Origin of the sequence: Jatrophihabitans sp. (assembly GCA_036389035.1) — a bacterium.
Classification (GTDB): domain Bacteria; phylum Actinomycetota; class Actinomycetes; order Mycobacteriales; family Jatrophihabitantaceae; genus Jatrophihabitans_A.
In genome coordinates this window covers 1-16,173 of record DASVQQ010000026.1, presented here as the reverse complement: position 1 = coordinate 16,173, position 16,173 = coordinate 1, and the positions used below count along the sequence as shown (strand labels likewise).

Here is a 16,173-nt window from a genome sequence, read left to right as displayed (position 1 = left end):
GCCCGGGTGAGCGCCCCGTCAGCAGCCAAGTCGATGAGGCGTTCCTCGCGGGCTTCCAGTTTGGTGAGTTGTTTTGTCAGGTTGGCATGGAGTTCCTGAGTACAACGGCCGGGCGCTGCCCACCGGAATTAGCGTCTGCACGGGCTGCCAGCACGGCCTGGTCATGGTTCGGCCGTTCTTCACCGACCCGGGGTTCTTCTTGTTCAGGTCGACCTCGTAGGTTCGACCGTCCCAGGCGAAGGTCACGGTGCACTAAGCCTCGCTGCCGTCAAGGTGCACTAAGCCTCGCTGCCGTCAAGGTCGTCGATCAACGGGTGTTGTCTCGGTGGCCAATTATCACGCTCCGGAGTCGTAGAAGCTGCGTTCAGGTGTACCACGCACCTGGTTCAGGTTGGAGGAGGGCCTCGAGCACTTAGTCGTGCGGGCAATAGAGCAAAGCGCCCAGCTGGACTAGGTCATCACTTTTCTGGGCCTGGCACCCTCAACTGCCGGTAATTTGATGGCTGATTACCGCTCCGAGCACACCAATGAAGAGATCCTTGGCCCCCCCGCCTATGCCATCGTGCATTTTCTCCCAGTGGTTGCGCTCTTCGGAACTGAGAGAATCAGCTATACGCTGCTCAATGAGTTCCATGAGTTCGTCAGTGAGTGAGGCGGCACTTGGCCAAACTCCTAGTTCGACCAATGCGCGTTCATGGACGTTAATTACCTTGAAGATTGGGGCAACATGATTAAACCAGTTGACCTCAAGGTACGGACCGTCGAGGCGCATCATTGCAGCAGTGAGGTCTTGGTTGGAATGCCCGGTAACTCGCTGGATGTCTCCTGCGCCGGGCGGCATGCCAGGACTCTCTTGGAAGAGCTGAACTGCGGCACGAAGAATCGGCCTGTCGATGGTCGCCCACGTGTTGGCGAGCGTGTCATCCGTCATTAGTCATCCTTCCGTAGGGCCCATTAGCCTCGGCTAGCCATCGGACCACGTCGCCGGCTGTGATTGTTGCCGACCACCGTGCCGTCATCTACTGGCTGGGAGTGCGGATTCAGGTTCATCGACCATGATCTGGGGCATCTCGCTCCAGATCTCGCCATCAAGTTCTCGGCCGCCGCTCTTGGCGCGAACCCCGCCCCACTGCTTGAAGAAGAACGGCGTCCGAGATGCCACGCAATAATCACGCAGCTCTCTTATCCATTCCGGATTGACGTGACGAGCGTTGGCGCCGCTCTCTCCGCCGGCTATCACCCAGTCAATTCCATCGAGTGGTACTCCAGACAGGGGTCCGAGTAACGGCTCGCAGGATAGGAATCGCACTGCTGCCGGTACGGTCACGAGGTCACGCACCCGATCGTATTGGTCGGCAGATTCAACGCTCACACCCATCCAGACGTTTGCTGGCCAGTCCAGAGCATGTGCAATGCGCCTTAGCCGCGTGCTGCGCTTAGTGAGAATCTGGTACGTGTGCTGGGGTGTCTCCCGCATCACCTTGAACACCTCCTGGATGAAGGCCGTCGGCACACGAGCATGGAACAGGTCGCTCATCGAGTTTACGAACACCAGTCTCGGCCGCCGCCACGCGTAGGGAGCGGCGAGCGCATCCGGGTGGATAGCAACGCCAAAGCCTGGACCGCTGGTGCGAGGATCGCCATCGGCTTGGTACTTAACGACTCCCATCGCTTTGAGCCGTTTCGAGAGGTTCAGTGCGTAACAGTTGTCACATCCAGCCGAGATGCGGTCACAACCCGTAGTCGGGTTCCAGGTGGCCTCGGTCCATTCGATGGCGCTCTTATCCGACATGGTCTCAGGTTAGCGCTTCGAATGTATGTTCGAAAGATCATCCTCGCGGCGTGGCGACGTGCTCATTCTTCGGCCGGCCACAACGCCCCCTGCACTATGCTCCCCTGGCCGGCGCGCTCTCTGTCGCCTCATCCGGCGGTCGGTGGACCTGGCACAGGCATGCCATGGGCAGCCCCTAAGACCAACTACCCTAGTGAGCCAACCTGCCGTAGCGGCGAGGGTGCTCACCATTCCAGCAGATCCGCCACTCCCCGCCAGTCGTCCAGTCGATGACCTGGGTACGACCCCACTCGTCGACACAGGTCCTCCAACGTGCTAACTCACATCTTGCGACCAGCATTGTTAGGATGCATGGGCTGATCATCTACGAAGCGGGGAAACGAGCCAGTGGCCGCAAAGCTGAAGCCAGTCCAGTTGCATGAGCAGCCGCCGCACACCGGCGCAAAGCACGCCCTGCTGCGCAGCTACCTAGGCGCTTGGTTCCCCATCATCGCGAAATTCAATGGTCGAGTGGTTTACTACGATGCCTTCTCAGGACCCGGACGTTACAAGAACGGAGAACCCGGCTCGCCGATCATTGCGCTCGACGTGTTGCTTAACCACGCTGCGCAGACTTCCATGGCCAGTACCGAGTTCCTGATGATCCTGAACGAGCAGGATGCAGCGTGCGCTGCTCACCTCGAACTAGAAGTAGCAGCGTTCAAGCAGGCGCATCAGCCTTGGCCAGCTAACGTCAAAGTCGAGGTCAGCAACGCGACCTTCATCGACTTGACGACCGATATCGTCGATGATCTCGACAGCCGGAGTGTCCGTCTGGCTCCAACATTCGCTTTCGTTGACCCAGTTGGGGTCAAGGCCACGCCAATGAATGTTCTGCAACGGCTCACCAACTATCCAAAGGCTGAGCTACTGGTCTACTTTGCACACGATGCAGTCGTCCGTTGGTCTGGCGCCGGCATCATTGACGAGCGTCTGACCGACCTCTTCGGGACGGATGAATACAAGGGCGCGGGTACCCTCTCCGGTTCACACCGCAGTCAATTCCTCCATGACCTGTATCAGCGGCAGCTCCACGAACTCTGCCGATTTCCGTACATCCAAAGTTTTGCGATGTATGATGATCGCGGCAAACGAGTTTATGACCTGTTCTACTGCACGCGCGAGCCGATCGGCTTGGACCGCATGAAAGCGGCGATGTGGAAAGTTGCGCCGTCGGGTGATTTCAGTTTCCGCGACTTGTTTGTCGGGCAAGATGTAATCTTCGGTACCGAAGTTGACACCGAACCACTTCAAAAGGAATTATTACAGCGCTTCGCTGGTCAAGCGGTCACTATCCAAGCAATCATTGACCACGTGATCGTTGCCACCCCGTACACAAGCAGCCACGTCAAGAAATTGACACTCGCGCCGATGCAGCGAGCGAGCCTGGTCACGAGCCCGAATCAGCGGCAAAAGAACCGGTTTCCCGATGGAACGATTGTGCAGTTTCCGTAGGCCTTAGTAAGCCGATGTGGTAGTCGGCATGATCTCTCGTTCGCGGCATTGGACCCATAGAAGTTTGGGTACCGAAACGGCTACGGAGATCGGCCAGTTGGGCCTTGACGGGCGCGGGTAGCTCGGCGGGTGATGCCTGGATAGGCAGGAAGAAACCCGGTAAACGGGTCGAGGCCTTGTACGGGCCGACCGGGGTGCAGCCACGGCCCTCCTGAGGGTTCCCGCCAGGCCAACCCGACCTAGGTGGCAGTTGCCGGGATGAGCCGCGCCTTAGCGCTGCTGGCGGTGACTATCTCGCCGCGGCGCACCGGCCCGCTTCAAGGCCTGGCAGATGGGTGCGAGAGAGTGCAACGAGAGGCCTCGATACCAAATTTTCCAACCCCAAGAGCTGCGCCGACTGTTGAACGGTAGCGGGTGTCCGGAGACTTACTGGTTTGAGAACTCAGCGGGTTGCTAGGGCTGTAGTGACGGTAGTAGGCGGCTTCCAGCGCTGTTGGTGGGACGTCGCCCGCAGTGTTGGTAGAGGCGGGACGGGCCGTCGCCGGCGGCGATTTGTGCGGAGCATCGTGGGCTCTCACGACGCGGTCCAGCAGTCGACGAGACCTGGGTCAGTGCTGACACGAGCGAAGTGGCTGGACGGGCGCTGGGATAATCAATCTGTGCTGCGCGTGTATCTGGATCAGAACAAGTGGGTCGAGCTGTCGCGCTCACGTAGGACCGGCTTTACCGATGACCTAGCAGGCGTTTGGCATCTCGCCACGAGTGGAGTCGAGCGAGGTCTGCTGTCGTTCCCGCTGTCGGCCATCCACTACTACGAGACGAACAAGCGCGTAAATCAGCAGAGCCGGTGGAACCTTGCGGCGACGATGGCCGAGCTGTCGCACATGCACGCCATCGCAGGCCCAAACACCCTCGTGCCGCTTGAGGTCGAGGCTGCCGTCGCCAAGATCGTCCCAGGCTCACGACCCACACAGCCGGTCCAAGCGTTCGGCATTGGCGCCGCGCACGCCCTGGGCGCTGACCCGGGCACCTTCACCGGCCTGGTCAACGTCGAAGAACTCCGTGCCGTACACATGCCCGCTGAAATGCTCGACCTGGTACTTCGAGGGCTCGTTGACGCCGCGGAACTGGCGGTGCTCGCACGTACCGAGGCCTCTGAGCGGGCGAAGCAGGTCGCCGCTCAGGTGCGGTCACAGATGGGCACGATCGACCGCAGGTTCGCAGACGGTCAGCGGTCGTACGCCGAGGGCATCAAGAAGCAGGGGCTGAGTCACCGCAGAGAGGAGGGACTCAGCAGATTCGACCTCATGGACATCATGCCGCTGTTCACCCGCGCCTGCGCTGAACGTGGATTTCTGCTGAAGCCCGAACAGTTCAGGGACATCAAGGTTGTCGAGCGGCTCCTGCAGCAAGTCCCGAGTAAGTGGGTTGTGCGCGAGATGCGCCGAGTCCGTCACCGCAATCCCCAGCAGCCCTGGACCGACAGTGACCTCAACGACGTAAACGCACTTTCGGGCGCGGTCGTCTACTGCGATGTAGTCGTCACCGAACGCCAGTGGGCGCACCACCTAAACAAGGAAGGACTCGCCGAACTCCACGGGACCACCGTGATCTACGACCTGCATCAGTTGCCGGAACTGCTCGTGACGCACTCCACAGCGTGATGGACAGCAGTGGCATTTTCGGAAACTAAACCCCGATTGCGTCGTGCGCCATTGGCTGCGAAGTCGAACTCGTATGAGTTCAGAGCGGTTAGTGGCCACTGCGACGTCGGTAGTTGACCATCAAACGAGGTCCGATCGCAGCCCCTTAACGAAGTTGCCGCATCAGGGGCGTACACGCCCCTGCCGTAGCTGCTTCCGCGGTCATGTCGGAAACCCGCGCCTGCACCAGCGGCGGCCGAACTTTCTCGACAGGAACATAGAGCGCGGTGATCGCCATTGCTGCAATCACCCGCGAGGCCGGCTGGTGCTGGTCGGTGGCTGAGCTGCTGGCTCGGGCGCAGACTTGCGGTGTCGAGTGGCTCGGGTTCAGTAGCGCGGAGTGGTGAGCACCGACCAGGTCTTGGGGTCGCCCCACAGGCTGTGCTCGGTGATATAGGGTCGCATCGCCCGCGAAAGCTGATGTGCGACCGGGTCGGTTCTGCGGCCCATGGCGTACTCGCCGGCCACCCGCCCGGCACCGGCGACTAGGTCGGCCAGCTGAATCGAACTGTGGCTGGCGCTATCGCCTCGGACGAACGTGCCTAGCACCACAGGGGCCGGCATCACGCTGATCAGCGGGGACGGCTCGCACAACCCGCGTCGTATGTCGGCGATCATCTCGTCGCTGAGTAGATTCTGACGGTCGTGCAGCACCATCAGCACCCCTGGTACGCGGCGGTACCAGTCCCGGATGGTTTCGATGACGGCGGGGATTAGCGGCTGCAGGTGAGGAAGCCCGCCGCTGCCGCGAATGTGGGTGATGAAGTAGTCGACCTGCTCGCGTCCTGCGGCGATTCGGCTCAGAATGGACCGCACCCGCTGGTCCCGCGCGGCGGTCTTGGCGGCCGCAACTGATTCGAACAGTTCGTCGACGGTGGCGCGGGGCCGGCCACCAGGCTCACCCATCCGGAACAGGCTCACGAAGCGGCTCAGGAGTGTGTCGAGTAGATCGGCGTCGAGTACCGTCGGTCCACGGACGAGGAGGTCGGTCGCTAAGGCTGCCGCCTCTCCGGTGCTGTAAATGTCGTTGCCGCGTTCGTGCTCGTACTCCTCGATGATCAGGTCGATGGTCTTGGCGACGGCCATGTAGCGTTTGTCGACGATGTAGGCGCTGCACCGGGTGGCCAGCAGCTGCGGATCCCTCAGGGCCGTGGTGAGCACGCTGACCGTTCTCGGGGAGTCGAAGCGGCTGAACTTCAGCTCGCCTGCCCACACTGTGGGCAGGCGTTGGCGCAGGTCCTGGACGACGGCGTCAGCTGCGTCGTCGTCGAGCCGCACGGCTCCGTGGCTCATAACCGGCCGAGTGGAGGTCAGGGTCTCCCCGTCCTGACCTGATTCGTCGCAGGCGATCCAGAACGAGCTCGTGGTGTCGAGCGTCGCGGCATCGCGCTCGTAACGCACATAAGATCGGGCCGGGGCGGTCACGAGCTAAGGGTAAGCGCGCCCTGCATACCAATTTCGTCCCCCACCTCGACGCCGTTAGCCCGAAGTGAAGTGAATCTAGGCTGGGGACTGTAAGGTTTGGCCAGAGTTCGGCGCCTCCGACCGATGCGAAACCATGGGTTGTGACGATACCGCGTGACAAGCTTCGATGATCGTTGCGCGCCACCGGAGTGACCGGTTCCGGCCGCTAGGTCTTTGTGTCCTAGTAGACGCCAAGAGGCGTCGGTGATCTCGTCGTATGGTGCGGTGAGGGCGTCTCAGCTGACGGTTACGCGGTTGCCGTCGTCGTCGAATCGGCAAACGGCCCTATTGTGGTTGCTGTACGGTATCGGCGAAATGGGGCGATTCACCCAGTGCGAGACGCTGCAGTCCTCTACTTCGTCGTAACCGCGCTCGACGGCCGACGGTCGTCTGAATGGCGCGTGTGGACGGGCCGGCCGGGTCGCCCGACCGATGAGGCGTACGTCGCGCCGCGATCCCAAGCTGGCCGCCTAAAAGTAAGCCTGCACTCTGACGGTTCCGCTCAGTACGGGCCGACAGAGAAGGTCCGGCCAGACGTTCGTCCGGGCGACCGACAGGCATTGGACAGATGGAGATCGCCCGACTATTGGATCAACGGGTGGCGGCCATTGTTCGCGGTGGAATTTCCCGATGCAGAGTTGGGATTGTTTGCAACTCCGCCATCAGTGGAAGCTCGGCGCGCGCCCACCGCTGGGCCTGGCACGGCGGAGTTCGTAATTGTTCTTCAGCGGAAACCGAGCGCTTCGCCGGATCCACCCCACGGTGGGCGGGTGTTAGGCAGGCTCTCGCAAGCATCGGGCACTCAGATCGTAGTGGTAACCACCAGCGTCGCCTTCGACGCACGAACGCTGTACCGAGCCGATGGCTCGGTCGTAACCCCGTGGTGGGAAATGCCGCCGTCCGTCGGAGGTGATCCGGAGCGTGTGGTCTTGCTCGGTAAGGATCATCACGACGGCAAGCGCTTCGCCACCGAGATAAGCACCGCCAGACGCCAACCCGCTCCTATCAAAATCCAGGACTTCGACGGGGACGTTCGGCTGTGGGATGAGCGTCCGCGCCTGCGCCGGCGAGACAATGACCTAAGATTTTGCGCCTTGCTGCGCGTTACGCCGACGGGCCGCGCAGAGTTGTATATCGATACTCGGGCACGGTGCAACATGGATGCTCTTGGTCGGGACGCCACGCGGCTGTTGGCCGATGTGACCGAATACGGGTATGACACTGGGTGGGAGAAACACGCTGACGGCAGCTGGACGACTGGCCTAGCAACAATGAGAGTGTTGATGGCCGACTCCGCCGACGGTCGGGGATCACGCCGACCCACCGACGTCCGAGATCTCTAAGGCTCTGCCATTGGCGTAGGTGGCTGGCGGCGGTGCGAGCGAAAGATCATAATCCCTGGGTCGTGGGTTCCAGTCCCCGCCGCCTCCCAGGTGACGATCGCTGTACCGCTCGATATTCCGATCGCTTAGGCAGCCATGACGTCTATAACGGAAGCCTCTCTGTGAAGCGCGTCCTGCGGACGGCTCCATCTCCCTCCTCCGGGCGGTGCGGAGCAAGGGCAGGATGCGACGCTCTGTGTCGGCACCATGGCTCCTAGCCTCGCATCGTCTCCGACTGACCATTCGCAGCTGGGTTAACCGTTTTGCTTGTCTAACTCAGGCAAGCCTCTACGGGCAGAACAAGACTGAATTAGTCATCTACTCCTGGGCCTTCAGGGTTCGAAATAGCTCAGAGGCTTCAATGACGGGCCCGGTGTGCACGGTGAGTTCACCCGTGTACTGCTGACCCACGCCTTCAGCCGTGGCAACCCACGTCACCCGGACCTGCTCGCAGTTCAAGTCGCGTGCGACGGCGACCACGTCATTGTCATCGCTGACCCATGGCACACCTGGACGCAGCTCCGGAATGCTCACAATCACATGAAGCGCTTCTGCCGTGTTCTTCCACGACACTGGGTGGGTGCGGCGGAACATCGGCAAATTGAGACCACTTACATGAGACTCGTCCCACACCGGATCAACGAGCGGAGTGATTTCGTCGAACTCGGGGTACTGAGGATCCTGCCAGTCGACGCCGTAGCAGCCGTGGAACGTTAGGTCAATGCGTGGTTTGGACAGCCAGCCGGCCTCATTGATGATGGTGAAGCCCAGCCCGCCCGCCATGAACCCAATGAGGTAGTTCATTGGCTGGGGCCACCGTTGCTTGATGTCAGCGGTGAAGGCGTCGATCCGCAATTGGATCTCCTCGGGCGAGCGACGAGAGGTAGGTACCTTGCCCATAGCCGCCGAAGGCCACGGTGGGCCGGCGCTCAGGGTGGATGAGCGGGTTTGGTACTCCTCCGCGGCCCACGCAATGACGCTGTCGCGAAACTCCTCAGCCCGGTCGACGCGGGCCGGGTTACCGCTGACCGACACAGCTAGGTCGACCGCTGCCGTCGAGGTGGCTAGGGCGCGCTGAAACAGGGCGTGCACCTCCTCGGCCCGCGCAGCGCGGGTGCTAGTGGCGGTGCGAATGTAGAGCTCGCCGTTGCGCATGGCATGCTTGCTATCGGCCTTGTTCGCAGGGTTGAAGTCGCGGTGGCAGGGAAAGCCAAGCTGCCCTTGCTCGGGTGGATCGACGATGATGAACAGAACCTCGCGATTCTCAGCGGCTGGCAGTCTGGCAAGATCGAACGCGGGCCCAGGCCGCCCCAGGTACCTTCCGAGCTTGTCGCTGAGCTCGTGCCACTCGCAACCAGTGGCGACGCCGGGTGCCGCGCCCGCATGGGCACCGATAACCATCACCGCGTGTCCGCGGAAGTGTCGCTGCGCCTTGGCCGGTGGACGATTCGCCGCACCAAGGATGAACTTGGCGACCTTCGCCAAACCAAGGGGGTCTTGAAGGTCAACGTCGCTCTTGGCCTCAAGATAGTCCGTCTCCGCAGCGTCACCACCACGGATGACCTCATCAAGAATGGCCTGCAGCCGCCGTTCACCGATCGGTGCCACGCTGGTATCTAACATGCGGTCTCCTCTTTGGCACCGTCGTGGCGAAGGGCCACCCTCGTTTATGATGTCCCGCCTGCTCGCCCGGCTGTTACATCGCACAGTGCACGATGACGTGAGCTGATCGAGCTCAACGACGCCTCTGGTGGCCGCCAGTCGACATGACTATGACGACAACCCGGGCTCAGACCAGCTTGATGTCGGGCAGCAGTTTCGCAACTGTGCTGTCGTCTAGCGCTCACTGTTGTGAGATTGGCGGGTTGACGGCAAAGGTAAAGACCCGTGCATCATCTACGGGCCAGTTCATGAGATTGCGTTTACGGTGATAAGCCGAGTCCTTAACTCTCAACTGAACGCGTAATTCCACATCTTCGGACACGTCATCGATTGTAGGAGTCCAATACAGAGCTACCCTTTGTCTGGTTCAACGGGTTTAAATGCGAAGTCTGGTCGGCAAATCCACTCCAAATCTCTTTCCCGAGGATCGGAACCAACGCAGGTAACGATGACGGTCTGACCCACGTCAATTCGAATTGGTGGTGCGTCGCCCTTAACCTTCGTGTATATAATATCGTCATCTGAGTGCCCGTCCCTGCCAAAATTGTCCCTGGCAGATTCGATTACCGGGTAGTACTCGTTGGAGCTCATCTGTCGCGTCCGGAATAGCGTTATGAGATTTCGAATTTGCAGCGAGATGCCGGAAATCAAATCCTGCTCATGATTGACCAAGGGCCGCTGATGAGCTATAGCATTTCGTACGTGATCGGCCTCTTTCATCCAAACTTCGAAACGCTTTTGGTCGAGAAAAACCGGCTGAAATTTCTGCCAGTTAGACTTGATCATGCCGAGGAGCTGATAGAACATGGTGTAGTCGATGGGGTCTGTCGATGTTATAACCCCGTCTCGCTGATGTTCCTCCGTCGTGACACGCCCGGCTAAGCTCTCGGCATCTTTGACCTGGCTGACCCAGTCCTCGCCCACTACTTCTTTGATGACCAAGCGTAGACCCGTCTCTAAGGTTTCGAGAGCCTCGTCAGCAGATAAAAACGGCATGTCAACACGATACGGGGCTCCGGTCACTATGTACCGGCCCTCCGGGTAGATCGGGTGGTTGAGCCCATGCTGACGAGCCCCGGCTCGTCGGTAGTATCGCCGACTGCTGCTGGGACACTGACCAGGTTTCTCAGTAGTTCGGGGGGTCGCCCGTCGGCTGCGGCTGCCCGCCCGCATCAAAAATCTACAGACCGATAGCATCCCGTCTATGAGCGACGGAGCCGCCGCGTGGGTAGGCGTTGTCGGTGTTGTGGCAGGTGTCGTACTGACTGAGCTCTTCAATCTCGTCAAGGGCCGAGCCGATCGTAAGCAGGCCAACCAGAAAGAGCTCCGAGAGCGCACTCGTCCGGACTATGAGGCGCTGCTTTCTTGGATGAAATCTGCGTCTTACCGAGCCGATGAAATTGTATTTCTACGTATCTCAGGTTCCGGAAGTGAACTGGGCCCAGCAGGTAAGAATCTTGAAACCTTGGATCGAGAATTCTGGGAATCTTTCCGAGACATCCAGATCGACATCGCTGTGGTGCGAATTGGTGTTAAATCGGTGAGTGAGGCATACGAAGCGGTTAGACAGGCCATTTCAGACCTCGCCATGCCGCTAATCCTGCTTCGGCCTATCGATACCCAAACAGAGGCCGGCGATCCATACCTTAGCTCTGTAAGCAGCGGAATCGAGAAGATGCGAGCGCGCATGTCCCATCTGGAAACTCTCATCCTGGCCGGGCTAAATCCCAATTAGCGGTCGTGATGAACAGCCTGCGCTGCTTTATAGGCTTCTTGGACGGAGACTGGTACGCGTCCGCGGTCGGACACCTCATGGCCATGCGCCCGGGCCCAAGCACCGGCAGCGTGGTCAGCAGAACCGCCCGTGACTGTCTCGCCGCGATACGCCGGCTCGCTTCAAGGCCCGCCAGATAGTGCCATCGCCATAGCCGAGCTGGGCACCGACAGCTGCGATTGACAGGCCCTGGCCGTACAGCTGGATGGCCTGGGTTATCTCGTTCGGGCTCATCCGTTGGCGGCGAAGATGGACGTCATGCTCGCGCAGTAGGCGCAGAACGGTGCCCTTACCTATGTTGTAAGTGAGCATGAGCTGGGTGGAGGGGGTGCCGGCTTGGTAGTCGGTGATGAGCTGCTGGATGGTGTCGGGAGAGAGTCGACGGTGGACGGCATGGATGCGAGGTGTGGGTGATTTGGGTAGTTCTAATGCGGCCACGCCTTGATTCAGGCGGTCGGTTTGCCCGGATAACAGGGGTAGTGGAAAGTTCGAGTACCGTCCCACCACCTCCACTTTCCCAGCAAATACGGGGGCTGCAAGCCTATCCACAAGCCGGAACAGTCCCGCATAAAGGTGTTACAGACGAGTACACTCGATGCATGGCAAAGGCCCGGACCGCAGACCCGAACGCTCTCGCTCCCTAACGAGCCTGCTGGCGGACTGGCAGATTTCGCTGCGGGCAAGCGGCCGATCGCCGGCGACCATCGCGTCCTACCTCACGGTGGGGAAGTCCTTCGTGGCCTATCTTGCCGTGCAAGGTTTGTCGACCCAGGCCGGCAAGATCGCGCGCCAGGATGTTGAGCACTCCCTGGCGGATATGCGCGATCGCGGCCTGTCGCCTGCGACAGTGGCCAAGCACTATCGCTCACTGCAGCAGCTGTTCAAGTGGCTGACCGATGACGGCGAGATCGACCGCTCGCCGATGGAGCGGATGTCACCGCCGTCGGTGCCCGAGCAGCCGGTACCGATCCTCGACGACGCGGCTCTGGCTGCCTTGCTGGGGACTTGTAAGGGCAACACCTTCGAGAACCGTCGTGACACCGCCATCATCCGGCTGCTGCTCGACACCGGGATGCGTGCGGGTATCGTGTTGCAACTCCAGGCGGATAGATCCGCACAGATCGCCGAATAGGGGCGAACTGCCCTGGCGGTCAGGGCTGGCGCCAGAACCTGTCGACGTCGAGGCGGCCCTTGTGTGACGGAGTAGCGTGCGAGCCACGAAATGATCTGTCGTGTCGTCCACAACATGGACGACCTGGTTGGTTTACCCGAGCGCAGTTTTGAGGTGGCCCGTGCTCTTGTCTAGCTTGATCGGCGGCAGCGATCGGCTTGTCCAAGCGGGTGAGGGCGGCGTGAGGATCATGGCCCCGGAGCAGTCCGATGCCGTCTTGCGCATCCAGCAGGCGCTTCTTGTACTGGGCTACTCGCTGCCTGACAGCGGCCCCGACGGGAGCTTCGGGACTGAGACGGGTGACGCGGTCGTGGCGTTCAAGACCGACCGCGGGCTCGTGCCGAACGACCCGGTCGTTGGTCCCGGCACCACGACCAGACTCGACCGCGAGGTCGCTTTTATGGAAGGCGTGGCCCTCGACCAAGCCGCTGTGGAGCTTGCGTCAGTGGACCCAGCATTCACCGACCCTCCCGTGCTGGCGCGGGATCCGCTGATCGCAGGACGCCTCGATCAGTTGCGGCCGGATCTCGGCATCCCCGATAAGATTCTTCAGTTTTTCGAGCTCTCAGATGAGTTTTGCCTGCCCCTGTCGCCGCTCGTCGGCCCCCAGGTGGCCAGCGTCCTGGGCAAGCTGGTCGATCCCAAGATTATGGATGACTACTGCCAACTTGTCGGGCCGTGCACGGGGTTCGACTTCTTCGATCTGGCCAACGACTCCTCTCTCTACGAGCAGTTTCTGACCCAGCACAACCCTGGCGTGCCCGGGCCCGCTATCGATGCCGTAGCGGCGAGCGTACGGCCCGACATCATCCGGCATCGTGGGGATGAGAAGGCGTGGTATGAGACCAAACCGCTCACGCCAAGCGGTCTGGTCGATTGGATGCAGAAGGCTGCCCGGCTCAAGGTCAACTACGCCCTAACGTTGCCCTACGGTCTCGGGAAAGTTTACCGGCCGAGCAAGGAGATTCTGCTGGGACGCTTCACGTTCACCGAAGGCGGCGGCGGTCAGCTGGAGGTGTTCATTGAACCGCGGCGTCCTGCACCAGGGATGATTCTCTATCGGATTTGTTTACGTGGTGACTACGTCCGGTACTTCAACCAGTTTCGCCTGGTTGCCGGAATCCTGACGATTCTGGTTGCCCTCGCGCCTGAGGTGCTCGCGGCGGGCACCGTGGCGGCTGAGGTGGCGGCTGTCATAGCTGCAATTCATGAGCTGGCGGCGTCGTTTGGCGTGGCCCTAGTGGAGCTGACGCCGGCTCTCTGAGTCAGACAGTTCGCCTGCGATCAATCAGCTGCGCTGGCATGGGCCCTCGTCGTTCCATTGGTGGCACCTCCGCCGAGACGGTACTTAGACCGTCACAGATACGGCGTAGACGATCCGGGAGATCGTCGCCTCCGCCTGCTCCGCCATCCCGTCGGCGTACAGCCGCTCATCTTCGACCATCAACAGGCGCAGCTCTCCATCGGCGGCGGGGATGGTGACCTGGCCGGTCCAAGTCGCGGTGTTCCCCACGAGGCGACGGTTGAGAGTCACCGTGGTCTCCGGCAGGGTCTGCCAGCGCAGCACTGGTGCGGATCAGCTGGCGCAGCTCGCCTACGAAGCCGAGCGTCATCGCGGGGTTCTCTGCGGGCCGATGGACCAATACGCCATCACCCATGGCGGCCTGTCCTGGCTCGATTGTCAGGGCATTCCTCCGACCGTCGGCCACGGAGCCTGGCCGCCCGGGTTACGAGTCGTCGTCGGTGCGTCGCCCACATCCTGCCTCCTCCAGTCGGTGCTACCGGGGCTGTTGCGACGTCACGCCGAACAGGACACGACCCTGCAGTCATACCGGCGCACCTGCGACGAACTGATCGAAGCCGTGCCCGAGTTGCCGTCGGTCGCCGATCTGACCTACCTGATCAGCGAAGGTCATCGGCTGGCCGAGAAGTTCCTGGGACCGTTCGACCCAGTCATGACGGCCGCTATGGCAGCAGCCATGCGGTCGGGCGCCTTGGCAGTCAAGACCTCTGGCGCCCGCATTCGAGGTGGATCGTGCTTCGCGATCTGTGACGACGCCCGGCTCGACTACGTCACCCGGGCCATGACCTCGACCGGCGTCAAGGTCGCCGCGGTGGCCGTCTCGGACGGGATCCACATTGAGTAGAACCCGAGTACGTGGGCTGTTCGACGACGGACAGGCGGCACGGCAGGACCAGGTCGAGGCAGACCCGTTGTGGCTTCAACCCTGTCTGGCGTACAACCTGCAGATCGCCGTCGCGCCGGAGCCGGCCCAACGCCTCTGGGAGGTGGTGTCGGACATCGTGGCGTCCGAGCCGGCTCTGCTCGCCTGCCCGCCGATGACGTACCACCTGTCCGTCCTCAATCTGCTGCCGGTCCGTGACCCGGACATGGGCGCCAAGCAACGCGCCTGGGAGATCAACGGAGCCCGCTGGCACGAGTTGGCAGAGGTTGAGATCAGGCGGCACTCGCAGTATGAGATTCGACTGACTTCGCTTGTGGCGACCAGGTCCGCGCTGATCGCCGTAGCAGTGGATTCCCCGCCGACAGTCGAGCTGCGGAGATCGTTGACGAAGTCCCTCGGCCTTGATTTCGGTCCGGTTCCGGAGCTGACCCACCTGACGCTCGGCCGGTACCGCGGCGCGTTGTCAGCGCCGCACCAGCTGCTCGATCAGGTTGAACAAGCCCAGTTTGAGGTGCCGATCACCGTCGATCGCCTGCGGCTCGTCCGTGAACGAGTTTATCCGTCCGTCGGCATCGACCTGATCGCCGAGTTGCCGCTGGCGAACGCCCGGTGATCGAGCCCCTGGCCACCTCGATCGACGCCACGGAGCCGGCGCGCAACTATCTTTCTCCCTACGAACGTGACCTTTGGCTGCATGATCAATTCATCGGCGGTAATGGCTACAGCGTCGACCACTGCTTCCGGTTCGACGGGTCGGTAGACGCGGAGCGGCTGAGCCGAGCGATGGCGAATCTGGTCCGAGCGCACCCGCGGCTCGGACAGGCCATCCGGTCGGCGCCCACGAGTGGTTACCCGTTCTGGTCCGAGACCGAGCCGGCGACAGGACCCCTCCCCACCCGCCCCATTTTTATCAAGCTTTATAAAGGAAATCTCGACCGGTCGAGAGCGGCGGGGCGGCGTTCCAACCGCCTAGAGCCGGGTACCGCGGGGTGAACGGGTGCGGCGCGGGCACAGCGGTTCAACAGCCGAGTATTCGATGTTCCACTAAGCGGGACCTACCGGTACTTGCGTTCCTTCCGAACATTTGAAACAGGGCGTGGAACTGTCCGGCGTCGGCTGGTCCGGTGGACCGCGAGACGCGTGCGGCCATTCCTGCGAGGACAGGCTTTGGTCGTCCAAGTCCACCTTCATTGCCTCGTGGACTTGAGGTTCGGGAAATGAGCGGATCACCTCACGTGAGATTGCCTGTCGTCGGAGGTCGACTCGGCCCAGCATGCGGCCGTCTGTGTCCCGGCGCCGCAGTGCCTGGCCAAACCGGTTCCGACGCCTCTCCAGTCCGTTCGGCGAGCGGCTACGAACTCCCAGTAGACCAGCGAGATCGTCTCCCTGGTCACAACTCAGGAGCTCAGATGAAGCGAAACACGACGACTCTCCTCGGCACTTCGGTTCTCGCGATGGTCGCGGCGGCCTCCCTCGGGGCCGGTGCGGCCTCAGCTCACCCACAACCGGCCGGCGAAGGCGCCGCCAGGACTGTGACGCTTAAAG

General features: G+C 61.4%; 16 protein-coding genes. 8 read left to right on the top strand and 8 right to left on the bottom strand.

The window, feature by feature from the left end; all coding sequences use genetic code 11:
* Positions 1-481: 481 nt before the first annotated feature.
* Positions 482-931, bottom strand: coding sequence for a hypothetical protein (locus VF557_15255; protein ID HEX8081568.1), 450 nt, complete (start codon positions 929-931; stop codon positions 482-484).
* An 84-nt stretch (positions 932-1,015) separates the two neighbouring features.
* On the bottom strand, positions 1,016-1,792 hold the full coding sequence (locus VF557_15250; protein HEX8081567.1) for a phage Gp37/Gp68 family protein: 777 nt from the start codon (positions 1,790-1,792) through the stop codon (positions 1,016-1,018).
* A gap of 387 nt (positions 1,793-2,179) precedes the next feature.
* Here VF557_15250 and tcmP point away from each other — a divergent pair, with 387 nt between their 5' ends.
* A complete protein-coding gene (gene tcmP / locus VF557_15245) occupies positions 2,180-3,286 on the top strand; it encodes a three-Cys-motif partner protein TcmP (GenBank protein HEX8081566.1) in 1,107 nt (368 codons plus the stop codon).
* 659 nt (positions 3,287-3,945) lie between these two features.
* The gene (locus tag VF557_15240) at positions 3,946-4,950 is read left to right on the top strand and encodes a hypothetical protein (protein ID HEX8081565.1); all 1,005 of its coding nucleotides are present in this window, start codon (positions 3,946-3,948) and stop codon (positions 4,948-4,950) included.
* A 366-nt stretch (positions 4,951-5,316) separates the two neighbouring features.
* Here the strand turns inward: VF557_15240 and VF557_15235 are convergent, their stop codons facing one another.
* The 4 genes from VF557_15235 to VF557_15220 all read right to left on the bottom strand — a co-directional run bounded on the left by VF557_15235 (position 5,317) and on the right by VF557_15220 (position 10,493).
* Entirely contained in the window at positions 5,317-6,414 is a 1,098-nt protein-coding gene (locus VF557_15235; protein ID HEX8081564.1) for a hypothetical protein, read from the bottom strand.
* Positions 6,415-8,153: 1,739 nt separating this feature from the next.
* Entirely contained in the window at positions 8,154-9,458 is a 1,305-nt protein-coding gene (locus tag VF557_15230) for a hypothetical protein (protein HEX8081563.1), read from the bottom strand.
* A gap of 220 nt (positions 9,459-9,678) precedes the next feature.
* The gene (locus VF557_15225) at positions 9,679-9,819 is read right to left on the bottom strand and encodes a hypothetical protein (GenBank protein ID HEX8081562.1); all 141 of its coding nucleotides are present in this window, start codon (positions 9,817-9,819) and stop codon (positions 9,679-9,681) included.
* 29 nt (positions 9,820-9,848) lie between these two features.
* Entirely contained in the window at positions 9,849-10,493 is a 645-nt protein-coding gene (locus tag VF557_15220; GenBank protein HEX8081561.1) for a Swt1 family HEPN domain-containing protein, read from the bottom strand.
* A 208-nt stretch (positions 10,494-10,701) separates the two neighbouring features.
* Between VF557_15220 and VF557_15215 the strand changes: the two genes are divergently transcribed.
* A complete protein-coding gene (locus tag VF557_15215) occupies positions 10,702-11,232 on the top strand; it encodes a hypothetical protein (protein HEX8081560.1) in 531 nt (176 codons plus the stop codon).
* A 114-nt stretch (positions 11,233-11,346) separates the two neighbouring features.
* Here the strand turns inward: VF557_15215 and VF557_15210 are convergent, their stop codons facing one another.
* Complete coding sequence (locus VF557_15210) at positions 11,347-11,775, bottom strand: hypothetical protein (protein ID HEX8081559.1); 429 nt, start codon at positions 11,773-11,775, stop codon at positions 11,347-11,349.
* Between the two features lie 91 nt (positions 11,776-11,866).
* On the opposite strand from VF557_15210, the gene VF557_15205 reads away from it, so the two are divergent.
* Together VF557_15205 and VF557_15200 are read left to right on the top strand one after the other, a co-directional pair.
* Complete coding sequence (locus VF557_15205) at positions 11,867-12,403, top strand: phage integrase N-terminal SAM-like domain-containing protein (protein HEX8081558.1); 537 nt, start codon at positions 11,867-11,869, stop codon at positions 12,401-12,403.
* A 166-nt stretch (positions 12,404-12,569) separates the two neighbouring features.
* Positions 12,570-13,706 (top strand): peptidoglycan-binding protein, encoded by a 1,137-nt coding sequence (locus tag VF557_15200; protein HEX8081557.1) that lies wholly within the window; start codon positions 12,570-12,572, stop codon positions 13,704-13,706.
* An 84-nt stretch (positions 13,707-13,790) separates the two neighbouring features.
* Here the strand turns inward: VF557_15200 and VF557_15195 are convergent, their stop codons facing one another.
* Positions 13,791-13,955 carry a hypothetical protein gene (locus VF557_15195; GenBank protein ID HEX8081556.1) on the bottom strand — a complete coding sequence of 55 codons (165 nt, stop codon included), beginning with the start codon at positions 13,953-13,955 and terminating at the stop codon, positions 13,791-13,793.
* A gap of 10 nt (positions 13,956-13,965) precedes the next feature.
* Between VF557_15195 and VF557_15190 the strand changes: the two genes are divergently transcribed.
* The 3 genes from VF557_15190 to VF557_15180 all read left to right on the top strand — a co-directional run bounded on the left by VF557_15190 (position 13,966) and on the right by VF557_15180 (position 15,621).
* The gene (locus VF557_15190; GenBank protein HEX8081555.1) at positions 13,966-14,589 is read left to right on the top strand and encodes a hypothetical protein; all 624 of its coding nucleotides are present in this window, start codon (positions 13,966-13,968) and stop codon (positions 14,587-14,589) included.
* 157 nt (positions 14,590-14,746) lie between these two features.
* Complete coding sequence (locus tag VF557_15185; protein HEX8081554.1) at positions 14,747-15,241, top strand: 2'-5' RNA ligase family protein; 495 nt, start codon at positions 14,747-14,749, stop codon at positions 15,239-15,241.
* Positions 15,238-15,621, top strand: coding sequence for a hypothetical protein (locus VF557_15180; GenBank protein HEX8081553.1), 384 nt, complete (start codon positions 15,238-15,240; stop codon positions 15,619-15,621). Before VF557_15185 ends, VF557_15180 begins: the two co-directional genes overlap by 4 nt.
* Positions 15,622-16,173: the final 552 nt, after the last annotated feature.

Bases quoted from the DNA above. Each gene is read 5' to 3' on its own strand.
- VF557_15250 (HEX8081567.1), bottom strand. From the start codon at position 1,792: ATGTCGGATAAGAGCGCCATCGAATGGACCGAGGCCACCTGGAACCCG.
- VF557_15205 (HEX8081558.1), top strand. From the start codon at position 11,867: ATGCATGGCAAAGGCCCGGACCGCAGACCCGAACGCTCTCGCTCCCTA.
- VF557_15215 (HEX8081560.1), top strand. From the start codon at position 10,702: ATGAGCGACGGAGCCGCCGCGTGGGTAGGCGTTGTCGGTGTTGTGGCA.
- VF557_15255 (HEX8081568.1), bottom strand. From the start codon at position 931: ATGACGGATGACACGCTCGCCAACACGTGGGCGACCATCGACAGGCCG.
- VF557_15220 (HEX8081561.1), bottom strand. From the start codon at position 10,493: ATGCCGTTTTTATCTGCTGACGAGGCTCTCGAAACCTTAGAGACGGGT.
- VF557_15230 (HEX8081563.1), bottom strand. From the start codon at position 9,458: ATGTTAGATACCAGCGTGGCACCGATCGGTGAACGGCGGCTGCAGGCC.